This is a genomic window from Sphingobacterium anhuiense (assembly GCF_042686355.1).
GTDB lineage: Bacteria > Bacteroidota > Bacteroidia > Sphingobacteriales > Sphingobacteriaceae > Sphingobacterium > Sphingobacterium anhuiense.
Genome location: NZ_JBHUPE010000005.1, coordinates 382,152 through 394,687, shown reverse-complemented (window position 1 = coordinate 394,687; position 12,536 = coordinate 382,152). Strand labels below are relative to the sequence as shown.

General features: G+C 38.0%; 7 protein-coding genes. 1 reads left to right on the top strand and 6 read right to left on the bottom strand.

What is annotated here, in order from left to right:
* Positions 1-22 precede the first annotated feature (22 nt).
* The 3 genes from ACFS6I_RS13750 to ACFS6I_RS13740 all read right to left on the bottom strand — a co-directional run bounded on the left by ACFS6I_RS13750 (position 23) and on the right by ACFS6I_RS13740 (position 5,330).
* On the bottom strand, positions 23-1,309 hold the full coding sequence (locus ACFS6I_RS13750) for a Gfo/Idh/MocA family protein (protein WP_380921420.1): 1,287 nt from the start codon (positions 1,307-1,309) through the stop codon (positions 23-25).
* A 347-nt stretch (positions 1,310-1,656) separates the two neighbouring features.
* Positions 1,657-2,241, bottom strand: coding sequence for a hypothetical protein (locus tag ACFS6I_RS13745; RefSeq protein ID WP_380921418.1), 585 nt, complete (start codon positions 2,239-2,241; stop codon positions 1,657-1,659).
* A gap of 278 nt (positions 2,242-2,519) precedes the next feature.
* Complete coding sequence (locus ACFS6I_RS13740; protein WP_380921416.1) at positions 2,520-5,330, bottom strand: NPCBM/NEW2 domain-containing protein; 2,811 nt, start codon at positions 5,328-5,330, stop codon at positions 2,520-2,522.
* Positions 5,331-5,709: 379 nt separating this feature from the next.
* Here ACFS6I_RS13740 and ACFS6I_RS13735 point away from each other — a divergent pair, with 379 nt between their 5' ends.
* Complete coding sequence (locus ACFS6I_RS13735) at positions 5,710-6,396, top strand: phosphoribosylaminoimidazolesuccinocarboxamide synthase (protein WP_380921414.1); 687 nt, start codon at positions 5,710-5,712, stop codon at positions 6,394-6,396.
* Positions 6,397-6,457: 61 nt separating this feature from the next.
* Here ACFS6I_RS13735 and ACFS6I_RS13730 read toward each other — a convergent pair whose 3' ends face one another.
* The 3 genes from ACFS6I_RS13730 to ACFS6I_RS13720 all read right to left on the bottom strand — a co-directional run bounded on the left by ACFS6I_RS13730 (position 6,458) and on the right by ACFS6I_RS13720 (position 12,326).
* Complete coding sequence (locus ACFS6I_RS13730) at positions 6,458-7,909, bottom strand: efflux transporter outer membrane subunit (protein ID WP_380921412.1); 1,452 nt, start codon at positions 7,907-7,909, stop codon at positions 6,458-6,460.
* A gap of 126 nt (positions 7,910-8,035) precedes the next feature.
* Positions 8,036-11,242, bottom strand: coding sequence for an efflux RND transporter permease subunit (locus ACFS6I_RS13725; RefSeq protein WP_380921410.1), 3,207 nt, complete (start codon positions 11,240-11,242; stop codon positions 8,036-8,038).
* The gene (locus ACFS6I_RS13720; protein ID WP_380921408.1) at positions 11,202-12,326 is read right to left on the bottom strand and encodes an efflux RND transporter periplasmic adaptor subunit; all 1,125 of its coding nucleotides are present in this window, start codon (positions 12,324-12,326) and stop codon (positions 11,202-11,204) included. Before ACFS6I_RS13720 ends, ACFS6I_RS13725 begins: the two co-directional genes overlap by 41 nt.
* Positions 12,327-12,536: the final 210 nt, after the last annotated feature.

The window sequence follows — 12,536 nt, the reverse complement described above, 5'->3', positions numbered from 1 at the left end:
AGTAACTAGCAATCCTAAATATCTACACTTTAGGATACGAATAACCATTATGATAATTTGCTGCCAAATACTTATTCGCTTCTTTATCTGAGAACTGACGTTTGTCCTTATCCCAGTACAATTTTTTACCTGTTCTGTATGCAATATTTCCCATTTGAGATAAAATGGCAATATGTGCACCCGCTTCAACAGGGGCTTTCAGAATACTTTTATTTCGCGTAAGAATTGCTTCAACAAAGTTGTCCATATGCCTTTCCAAACCATTATCTTTTGATTTTTGAAATGGCACAGCAGCCATTCGATCCCCTTCTGGCAATACTTCCCAACCCTGTCTATTCAGTACTAAAGTACCATTGTTTCCTATAAAAGCCACACCATGACCTTTGTTATAAGGTCCACCATCAATACCTATTGCATGTTCCCACTGCACATTAAACCCATCAAACTCATATAAAGTTGTCAAGGTATCTGGTGTCTCCTCAACATCATCGGGGTAAGCAAATTTTCCTCCTGCGGCCATGATCGAGCGTGGATCCGAAACTTTCATACCGATCAACGCAAAATCCAACATGTGTACTCCCCAATCTGTCATCAGACCACCTGCATAATCCCAAAACCACCGAAAATTAAAATGAAAACGATTTGCATTGAACGGTCTCTTGGTTGCAGGTCCTAACCATCTATCATAATGCACTCCTGCCGGAATTGCTGAATCCGGGACAATTGGAACATCCTTCTTCCAACCTAAGTAGGCCCATACTTTAACCATTCTTACCTTACCGAGACTACCAGCATGTAGAAATTTCATAGCATCCTCAAAATGCTGTTGACTTCGTTGCCACTGCCCTACTTGAACAATAGCATTATACTTTTGAGCGGCGGCTACCATAAGCTCGCATTCTTTGATCGAATTGCCAATCGGTTTTTCTACATAGACATGTTTCCCCGCCGTAACGGCATCCACCATCATCAAACAATGCCAATGATCGGGAGTTCCTATAATCACAGCATCAACATTATTATCTGCTAATAATTGCTTATAATCAATATATGTCTTAACGTTTATATCACGCTTTTCCAATTCGGAAACACGGCTATTTAGAACATTTTCATCTACATCGCAAAGTGCAGTGCAAACTACATTTGTATTTTTTAATATTGCGGTCAAATTGGACCATCCCATCCCATTTACACCGATTACACCAATGCGTATTTTTTTAGAATCTGCCAACACCTTTGTTCTTTTAAAAAATAATGCAGATGCCGCTAATAATGTAGAGGTTTTAATAAATTTTTGTCTATTCATCATAATGTAGGCGTTGATTGCCATTACAAAAGTTTACCTATAACTATCCCCACCAATTAAAATGAATAATTTAACATTAAAGGATCAGGATATGATAAATCAATTGATTTCAGGTTTATATTTAGTTTACTATTCCTAAGATATAAAAAATAAAAGGAGACACAAACAAACTAAGCGAGAGCCCTTTTATAAATTTCCGACATATTTCCAGCAACTTTTCTATATAAAAGACTCTTAATCTACCTCTGAGCAAATACTATATTATTTTTCAACAAAAAAAGCCGTGCTTAGTGGCATGGCTTTAACTGCGTTATATATTAAATAAGTTACATTAAAATCTATCAATATATTTAAAAACGGTAACTTGCGCCTAGTGCAAAAATGCCTTTAAAACCATAACCTGCTTCAAGAAAACCACCCCAATCTTTACCAATTCGCAAACCCAATGGATTTACCTGAAAAGCAAAGATAACATCATTAGTAGTGGTCTTTTCATGATCTGTTCTATCACTACCGTTAGCCAATATTGCTCCAGAAGAAACTGTACCATAAAAATCAATGATTCCTCGTTTCACATAAGAATATTTAGCAGTAGGTAGTACCATATAGAAATTACTCTTCCTATAGGTAATCTCATTTGTACTTTTATTTTTCATATCTGAAGAAGCATTAGCATAGCTTAGATCGGCTCCTATCGAAAATCGATTACTCAGCGCATAGCGATATCCCGCCGACAGCATACCAAATGCTTTTTCATTTGAACTTTCGCTTCCCGATATTGCGCTGACAAAAGCATTTGTAAATACATCTGCTATCACCAATGGAGTTGCATCACTATAATCGATTCTGATTTCATGTTTCTTAGACTCCTGAGCGTGAGTATGAAAAGCAAACCCTACTACAGTCGCAATCGCTATAAAAATTGATTTTTTCATTGAATTTCTATTCTATTTTATTAAATATGGAACAAATATAGATGAACTATACCTTTTATTTTTGTGAAAATCCATTATATTATCGGAAAAATCAATCAACTTCGATACTGGTGCTTCATCAAATAAACAGTATATAAACTTATAATAAAAACATACGTTTTATAGAAAACTTTCTAAAGAAAAAATTCACAAGCTACGTTACCTTAAAAAACATGATTAAAAAAAGCGCTAAAGCAGGAAATTTGCTTTAGCGCTTTCAACCTGTGGATAAAAGTAGATTATTCTACCACATACCAAGTATATCCATTTGCTGGTATTTTAACCGTCAATTCTACCGTGTAATCACGTTTCAATTGGTAAGATATTAAATTACCTTCTTGTTCTCTAATTTTTGCTGTTGTGGACAATCCGGTATAATAAAGCGGTACCTGAATTTTACGTACGATTTCTTTATCTGTAGGGTTAAAAAATAATGCAAAAGCTTTCTCTTTTTCATCAGGATTCACATGCATCATTCCGTCCCAGTCCCGAGCATCAGGTTTACGTAAATGGATGATATCACTGTTCAATATATTGCGATAACGCTTATACCATTTAATCACATCGACAACCATTTCTTTCGTTTTTGGTGTATCGTAGAGACGAGGCCCTCGGTAACATGCTTGCACACCTGCACCATAATTTTGGATCATATGCATCTTATATTCATGAAGATGGTCATTCAAAGGCTCTAAGGTCGCATCTTTTCCACCTCCCTGATATTCTACTAAGGGCACAAAACTCCATAAAGAAGAGGGAACTCTATCCCATGTACAATCATAATTTAACTGACGTGCATGCATGAGCTGACGATCGCGAGGTAAAGACCAATTCGCTTCTCTGTAGCCAATTCCAACTTTATTAGATCCGTTCAAAAAGTAAAAATCGGGTACATTCATATATATTCCTTTGGAAGACATCCAGTGATAAAGTTCAGTAACCTTCTGAAATTGTTTCCATTGTGAATCTGCTAGACCCTCGTGATGTGCATGGGTAGTCGAAGCACAGAAATCTCCGGGATAAGAACCATCATGCTCAAAACACTTCATGCCTGTCTTTTCAAAAAAGTATTTTATTTTCTCAAAATACTCATACCCCCAATCACTAGCCAGACATGGGGAACTTCCAAAGCGCATCCCACCACGTTTACCTGTCTCGGGATTAATAACATCGACTTCATCACTGATCCATCTGCTGGCCAATAGGGAATAGCATCCCATATCAATGCCTTTACTCCGTGCATAATCAACAAATCCCTTAAATTTAGCAATATTTGCATCGGAGATATCTTCCGCATTTAACCCCGATCCAAAGCTCAGTATAATCATCTCATAACCTGTCGAATCACACTGATCTATGGCTCTATGTACCACTTCAGGGTCGGTTGACGTTAGATGCATAAAGATGGGATTCTCACTGGTCCATGGCGCTATGGTTCGGTACATTTTACGTGTAAACAATCCCTTACGCTCGCGATCATCACTATCAAATGGCATTTCATAAACCGTGAAGGATTGAAAAGTTCCTTTACTTTCTAAGTTGTAATCTGGACCAAGCGTAGGTGATACATCCAATACACAAGGTGTTTCTAAGAGATAATTACGTTGCGAAGTGTATGCAGGATCTGTTACCCATTTTTCTGTAATATCAGTTGTTTTTTCAGTAAAGGCTCCTCCTGCGGCGAAATCACTCTCAACATGAATATTGGGTAATCTAAAAACTGAAGGATCACCATCTCCGGGTGACTCAGGTTCTGAGAATGCCAAATATTCCAATTGAAAGAAGTCAATATTAATTGGTAATGTACATTCATTAATCACTTCCATTCTTTTACTAATTACCGGAATATGATCATAGATGCTAAAATAAAGCTTCACTTTCACATCCTTCAACTCTCGTTCACCACGAAGGGTAAATACAAGTTGCTGACCTGATACCTGTTCTTTATTAAGTGCCCAGCGATTGCGGGCCCATTTGATTCGTTCTTCCAGTGGTTTTATTTCGAAATCTTCTACCATAAACGATTCCGGTAATGTTGTCATTTTATCTAACCACTCATTCTTAAGATATCCCCGTTCTTCTTGACCATTTAAACCGCCAATATTCCATTTTTTACCATCAATCTGTATCGTTCCCTCACTACTTACTGCCCTAATCAAGCTTTCCCCTAACATACGGTTCGTAATATCTACCGTCGCCAAATTAGGAAAAATCCGAAAAGTTCGCGACACCATTGCATTTGCGATTATAATACTTTTACCATCTGCCGAAGTGTAAATTCCAGCTTTAGATTTCTGAGGAGTAATTAACCAATCAAATGCAGTCTTCTCTGATGACAATTCTTTCATTCGTGGCAATGCTTTGATTTTCGCAGCAAGTTGCTTACTGATTCCTGCATCCATAGTGGAACCCGAACCCACTGTTCCAACGTCAACAAGTACGGGTTTTACAGTTTTATAATCAATCTTTGGTGCAATCCAAACGGCGTGATCACCACTAGGTCCATCATCAGTTGTTTCGGCTACAAGTTCAAGATACATTATGTCTTTTAAAGAGACGTCAATCTGCTGAGGACGATCTCCGCCTTTAATTACTGAACTTGTAAAAATAGGTTTACCATCACCTTTCAAAATAAATTTTACGGAACCTTTTTCTAAGACAGATTTACTCTTTGTAACACCTACAAACTGCTTTTGTCCTTCCTTTTGAACGAAATGCAATTTGGTCCCGTCCACTAATGGTATAATGGTCAAAGAATTATCCTTAACATCGATCTTAGATTCAGCTATTCCTACTTGAGCAACGAAACGCGTTGCATTTTTGTCCAGCTTAATCTTGATCATACTTTTCGCTTGCACTCCAAGCACATCATCAGAAACTGTCCCATTAATCGTTACAGGTTCGCCCGTAACTGATCTTCCCTTCTGCACAGTGCCATACTCCTGCCAAGCACGAGATAGATCCAGATCTTTCAACTTGACAGATTCTTGCGCAAACATAGATTGCCCTATTAAAAGCCCAGCACTGATCAATAATGTAGTTTTCAACATATTTTAAGATTCCTCTTTTTTAAGGTCAGTGAAAAATACATTTCATCACTGCCCTTGTAAATAATATTAGGTTACAAATTTAATTTCTAATCAATAAAATTAAAGTTCCATTGTCCCCACCCATTCTTGGCAATATTTACCAAAAGTTCCTTTTCTGCTAAATCGAATAGAGGTAACATTATATTAAGATCATCATAGGTTACAAAGGCTAAACTTAGATAATTTTAATTACATCCGCAATATAATCCTAATCTTAAAGTTGTATATCGACTTTTAATCAATTCAAAACCTCAAGTATTCATAATTATCATCTGAAATCAACTTTCTTTATAATATTTACATTATTTTTGCTAGTTACATTGATCTATTCTTATTATTTATGAATTTAATTTACAAGGGTAAAACCAAAGATGTCTACAGTCTAGAACAAAATCAAGTACTATTGAAATTTAAAGACGACGTAACTGGTGAAAATGGTGTATTTGATCCTGGAGCAAATACTGTTGGGCTAACCATTGATGGTGCTGGAAAGTCAGGGCTTAAAATGACCCAGTTCTTCTTCGAGCGTTTAGCTGAACAGGGTATTGCAACACATTTTGTCTCCGCTAATTTAGATGAGGTTAGTATGGTGGTTAAAGAAGCGACTCCATTTGGGAAAGGATTGGAAGTCATTTGTAGATACCGTGCTGTAGGCAGTTTCTTGAGAAGATACGCTGCTTATTGCCAAGAAGGTGATGCGCTAGATGCTTTTGTGGAAGTAACGATTAAAGATGACGAAAGAGGCGATCCTACAATTTCGGATGATGCTTTGGAATTATTAAATATTTTATCAAAAGCAGATTATCAAGAATTAAAATCTTTAACAAAAAAAATCTGTGGAATCATAAAAACGGAATTGGCAAAGAAGGATTTAGAACTTTACGATATCAAATTGGAATTCGGAAGAGATAAAGCTACTGGAGATCTATTATTAATCGACGAGATTTCAGGTGGAAATATGCGCGTATACAAAAATGGAAGCTATATTGCCCCTTTAGATTTAGAAAAAGACTTTTTAGGAGCTTAATAGCCTACAGTCAATAGTATAAGGGCTACCATTATCTCAGGTAGCCCTTTATTACTAGCCGTTAATCCCAACCGCCACCAAGGGCTCGATACAATTGAACCACAGCATACAATTTTTGACTTTGATCTGCTATATTTTTCAATTCTGCACGTAACAGATTTTGCTCTGCTGTTAGTACATCGGTATAATTGGTGTTCTGGTGGTTCAGGAACAATTCTTTATTAAATGCAACAGCCTGCGTTAATGCTTCAAGTTGTTTTTTGCGGGATTTCATTTTTTTCATAGCCGTATCATATTCAAAAAGCGCATTAGAAACTTCCTGGCTGGCTACCAGTAGAGATTTCTCGAATTGATACAACGCCTGTTGCTGTCTTGCTTGAGCAGTTGACAGTCTTGCTTTATTGACACCTTTATTGAAAATAGGCTGTGCAATACCCCCTGCTATAGAACCAAATAAACTAGCACTCGAAAACCATTGATTCCAACCAAGATTTGAAAAACCTCCAGCAGCTGTTATAGATAATGCAGGATAGAAATATGTACGTGCTACATTCGTTTCCTCAAATGCCGCTCTAAAATTAAATTCTGCCATTTGAACATCAGGACGGTGCGCGAGCAATTGTGCGGGAATTCCAGGATTTAAATCATAATTCACCTGTTGTTTCATTAGAGACTGTCTAAGGATGGCACCAGGATGTCGGCCTACTAAAAAACTAAGCCTATTTTCAGTTTCTTTAATCTTTTGCTCAATATCCGGTACATCTAGTTCTGCTTCATAATAGTTTGCTTTACTCTGTACTACCGCTACGCCGTTAAGCATTGCATTTTCAAAAAGTTCCGCTATTGCGGCTGCATCTTCAGCACGATTCTCAGCAGTTTTTTTAATTATCATCAACTGTTGATCCAGTGCCAGTAATTCGTAATAATCTGAGGCGATATTGGCAATTAACTGTGTTTGCACTGCACGCTTTGCGGCATCAGTCGCTAAAAGCTGTGACAATGCAACTCGTTTAGCACTTCCAAGTTTACCCCAGATATCAATTTCCCAGTCCGTATTTAATCGCATATCATATTGGGTATTATTACGCGGATAACCAAAACTTTGAAAAGTAGGCACCTGTTGTTTATTGGCAGAGACACTAGCTTCCAATGAAGGTAAAAAAGCCGCTTTTTTTAATCGCACATTTACCTGCGCCTCTGTAATCCGCTCAACTGCAATTTTGATGTCTATATTTGCCTGTAACCCCTCTGTGATCAATTGCTGCAACATCGTATCTGTAAACATATCAGACCATTTCACTTTAGCTATATTGGTCGTATCATGAGCTATATTCTTCACATAACCTGAATCAAGAGCACTATAAGTAGGTGACCGAAAGCTGTCTTTTACTTTATTTTCCGGCACACTATAGGGACGGGTTACGTGACAAGAACTCCAGGCCAAAAGTCCCAGTATTGACATGAATGCCAGTCCATAGGATTTTTTTTTCAATTGACTATAATAATGTATCATATCTTTATTTTTAAATTTTCACACTAGCTTTCTCTGTTTGATCAACATGAAGCTAGCATAAGGTTACATGCGCTAAGCACGAAAATTTCATTTATTAAACGAGCGAATAACTAGAATCATAAGATGTTACTGTTCATCTTCTAATATACGGGCTGTATGACTTGGCTCCTTGACACCAAAGAGTTTCTCCTGTAATGCCTGGAAAACAATAAATAAAATAGGAATAACAAATACACCAAATACAGTCCCGATCAACATCCCCCCTACAGCCGCAGTGCCGATAGATTTATTACTCAATGCACCGGCACCAGTAGCTAACATCAATGGAATCAATCCGAAAATAAATGCAAAGGAGGTCATTAAAATAGGTCTTAACCTTGATTTTGCGCCATAGATTGCAGACTGCACCAATGTTCTTCCGCTCAATCGATGCAAGAGTGCAAACTCCACAATAAGAATCGCATTTTTAGCCAATAAACCGATCAACATGATGAGGCTGATCTGTAAGAATATGTTATTATCTACCGCAAATAGCTTCGCAAAAATAAATGCTCCTGCCAAACCGATTGGCAATGATAAAAGAACAGAAAGTGGCAGGATGTAACTCTTATATTGAGCGCTTAAAAGGAAATAGATAAAAAGAAGGCACAGTGAAAATATTAATACTGTTTGACTACCGCTGGACAGCTCTTCGCGTGTCAAACCCGAAAATTCATAAGCATAGCCACGGTCTAAAGTTTGAGCCGCTGTCTCCTCTATTGCTTTAATAGCATCTCCAGAGCTATATCCTTCATTCGGTATCCCTGTTATGGTACTTGAAGTAAATAAGTTAAAACGTTGAATAAATTCCGGTCCATACGTCTTCTTCAAAGTAACAAATTCAGATATCGGTGCCATATTACCTTTTAAAGTTCGCACGTAAATCTTATTAATATCTTCTTCTTTTGCTCTATAATCAGCTCCTGCCTGCATCATGACGCGGTATTGCTTTCCAAAGCGATTAAGGTCGGAGGCGTAGATACCTCCAAAATATCCCTGAAGTGTCGTCAGTACCGTATTAACACTTACACCTGCGGCCTTACATTGGGCTACGTTGACATTAATTTCCAACTCAGGAAAACCAATATTAAAAGAGCTCGTAGCATAATTGATTTCAGGGCGTTGATTTAAAGCACCAATGAACGTATCGATATTTTTATTAAACTGTAGATAATTTCCACCTGTTTTGTCTTGTAGCTGCAGCTCAAAACCATTACTATTACCAAACCCCTGCAATGTCGGTGCAGCAAAAAAGATAATACTTGCCTCTTTGATATGAGCAGTTTTTTGAAATAATTTCTGAACAACAGCTGCAGCACTTTTCTCTTTCCCGGCACGTTCTTTCCAGGGTTTTAATCGAATGAACAATGCTCCATAAGAACCTCCTGTACCGTGCAGTAAATCCATGCCTGAGAGTGTAGAAGATAATTCGACTTCCGGTATACTGCGCGCAATACTGTCGACTTCAAATGCAATCTTTTCCGTACGTTCTAGAGTAGATGCCGGGGGTAAAACCACATTTCCATAGATAGCACCACCATCTTCATTAGGGACAAAACCTGTCGGTGTTGTTTTTACCAAGAAATAACATACCAACGCAAATGTTGCAATACCTACAAATGAAATCCATTTATGACGGATTAAAAGGCGTACGACACCAATATATTTATTGGTTACTACTTCAAAAGCCACATTAAAACTGGTAAAAAACTTTGGCAAGAAACCCTTTGGCTTTTCAACATCTGCTACATGGGGTTTTAACAGTAAAGCACATAGAGCGGGACTTAATGTCAACGCATTTATTGCCGAAATAATAATGGCTACTGCCAATGTCAGTCCAAACTGTTTGTAAAACACTCCAGCAGATCCTGTAATGAAAGTGACTGGTACAAAAACCGCTGACATAATCAAAGTAATTGAAATAATGGCACCACTGATTTCGCTCATGGCATGCAGCGTAGCTTTCTTGGCCGATTTAGCCCCTTGATCTAGTTTTGCATGAACTGCTTCGACGACAACAATAGCATCATCGACCACAATGCCTATGGCCAACACCAGTGCAAACAAAGTAAGGAGGTTAATGGTGAAACCAAAAAGCTTCAAAAAGAAAAATGTTCCAATAATGGCTACCGGTACTGCGATTGCTGGAATCAAAGTCGAACGCAAATCCTGTAAAAAGAGAAAGACCACTAAAAAAACCAATATAAATGCTTCAATAATTGTATAAATAACCTTCTCAACCGAAGCATCCAAAAAATCATTCGCATTCAAGAAAGTATGATATTCAACTCCTGGAGGAAAATCCTTTGACGCTTCTTTTAAAATATTTTCACAAGCAATGATCAAATCTCTTGCATTAGATCCCGAAATCTGGCTAATGGCACCTCCCGAAGAAAGCTTTCCCTGCGTAATTAGCGATGTCGTATAATCCAGAGCGCCAAATTCAATATCTGCGACCTCCTTTAACCGTAAGTAATCGCCCGCAACACCATTTTTCAAGATAATATTTTCAAATTGTTCAGGATCTTCGAGGCGCCCCGTATATTTCAATGCATATTGTAATGATTGGCGGCTATTTTCGCCTATTTTCCCCGGTGCAGCTTCAATATTTTGTTCCTTTAATGCTGCCATAATGTCTTCCGGAATAAGACCATGAGTAGCCATGACATCCGGTTTCAACCAGATACGCATGGAGTATTCCTGATCACTATAAATCTCTGTAGCCCCAACACCTTCAACCCTTTTCATCTGAGGCATAATATTTATACGAAGGTAGTTATCAAGAAACTTCCTATCGTATTTCCCATCTTTACTGTAAAGCAAAAAACTAAAAGCCGTACTGCTCAACTGCTTGCTTGTTGTAATTCCTGCTTTAATAACTTCTGCAGGTAGCAGGCTGGTAGCTTTACTCACCCGATTCTGCACATTCACTGCGGCCATATCCGCATTCGTTCCCTGTTTAAAAAAGATGGTAATAGTTGCAGTACCATTATTGCTCCCGGTAGACGTCATGTAAGTCATATTCTCTACACCATTAATCTGCTCCTCCAATGGTATGATCACACTTTTCATAACAACATTCGCGTTTGCTCCTTGATAAGAGGCTGTTACAACAACTGTCGGAGGTGCAATTTCAGGATATTGTGAAATAGGAAGTGACATCAGTCCCAGGATTCCCAGCATTACAATTATTATCGATATTACCGTCGATAGAACGGGGTTTTCTATGAATTTTTTCAGCATCTCTTCTCTATTATTTTGTGGATACAGGACTAGGTTGAATTTGCATGCCATCTTTTAGGTTTCCAATTCCCTCAGTGATAACCATATCACCAGGCGCAAGCCCATATTGCACAACATAGTGTTGTTCCGTTGCTATCGGCAATACCTTTATTTCGGTAAGGTGTACAGTATTTTTAGCATCTACCGTATAGACATAGTAATTTCCTTGCATTTCAAAAACCGCTTTTTTAGGAACCTTCACTGCTTCATCAATTGTCGCCGGAAGCTGTAAAGTTGCGCTCGCTCCGCTCCATAATAAACCATCAGGGTTTGGAAATAATGCTCTAAAATTTGCAGATCCGGTTTCTAAACTGATCACCCCGCTCAGACTCTGAATTTTTCCTTTAAACCCGTAATCTTTCCCATCAGCAGTCCGTAAATTAACTTGAGGTATATTTTTCAACTTCTCAGCCATGCTCTTACCTGGATATTGATTTAGAAAGCTATTAAGCTGTTTCTGACTCAAAGAAAAATGCGCATATACTTCCTTCGTATTCGCGATTGTGGTCAGAGCAGTTTCAGAAGTACTGCTGACCAGACTGCCCTTTTTAAGTGGCAACCGTCCTACTATACCTGATATTGGGCTAACAATCTGCGTAAATGCTAGTTGTGATTGTGCATCTGACAATGCTGCTTTTGCCTGACTAAGTTCAGCCTTTTTAACCCTTTCTACATTCTTCGCTGTCGTCAATTCAAATGAGTTTACGATTTTCTTGTCCACGAGAGACTGCGTTCTCAACACTTGAATACTAGCCGTTTCTAGGGCTGCTTCCACTGCTAATACTGCCGCTTTCCGTTGATTTACATCCTGCACGAATCGATTGGCATCTATTTTAAATAACTTTTGCCCAGCGTGCACAAGACTGCCTTCTTCGATAAAGACTTCCTCGATATAACCATCTATTTTAGAACGAATCTCTACCGTCTGCAATCCCTCTAACGTCGTTGGATACTCAACCGATAGAGTCGTTTTTTCAGATTTTAGTGTTAGTACAGGGTAGGCAATTATTTCACTTGTTGCTGTTTCTTTCTTTGAATCGCAGGAGAACATTCCCGAGACGAGAAATAACAATAGATATAAGTGAGTTTTTTTCATGATAATAATTTAGTAATGAAACAATAAGTGATAAACTGGGCATGAGCTTTTACCTGATATTCCGTACATATGATCGTTAAAGACTAGACATAGGAATCCCGCTCCCCGCTCAAACCTGTATTTAGCTTGGGGATATTTTTACTCTTTTCTAGTGATAAAAATTAGATTTTCATCTTTATAGTAGTGAAATTACCTCTTTAGTATATTCCA

Coding starts and splice junctions, on each gene's coding strand:
- ACFS6I_RS13730 (WP_380921412.1), bottom strand. CDS start 7,909: ATGATACATTATTATAGTCAATTGAAAAAAAAATCCTATGGACTGGCA.
- ACFS6I_RS13740 (WP_380921416.1), bottom strand. CDS start 5,330: ATGTTGAAAACTACATTATTGATCAGTGCTGGGCTTTTAATAGGGCAA.
- ACFS6I_RS13745 (WP_380921418.1), bottom strand. CDS start 2,241: ATGAAAAAATCAATTTTTATAGCGATTGCGACTGTAGTAGGGTTTGCT.
- ACFS6I_RS13735 (WP_380921414.1), top strand. CDS start 5,710: ATGAATTTAATTTACAAGGGTAAAACCAAAGATGTCTACAGTCTAGAA.
- ACFS6I_RS13750 (WP_380921420.1), bottom strand. CDS start 1,309: ATGATGAATAGACAAAAATTTATTAAAACCTCTACATTATTAGCGGCA.
- ACFS6I_RS13720 (WP_380921408.1), bottom strand. CDS start 12,326: ATGAAAAAAACTCACTTATATCTATTGTTATTTCTCGTCTCGGGAATG.
- ACFS6I_RS13725 (WP_380921410.1), bottom strand. CDS start 11,242: ATGGCATGCAAATTCAACCTAGTCCTGTATCCACAAAATAATAGAGAA.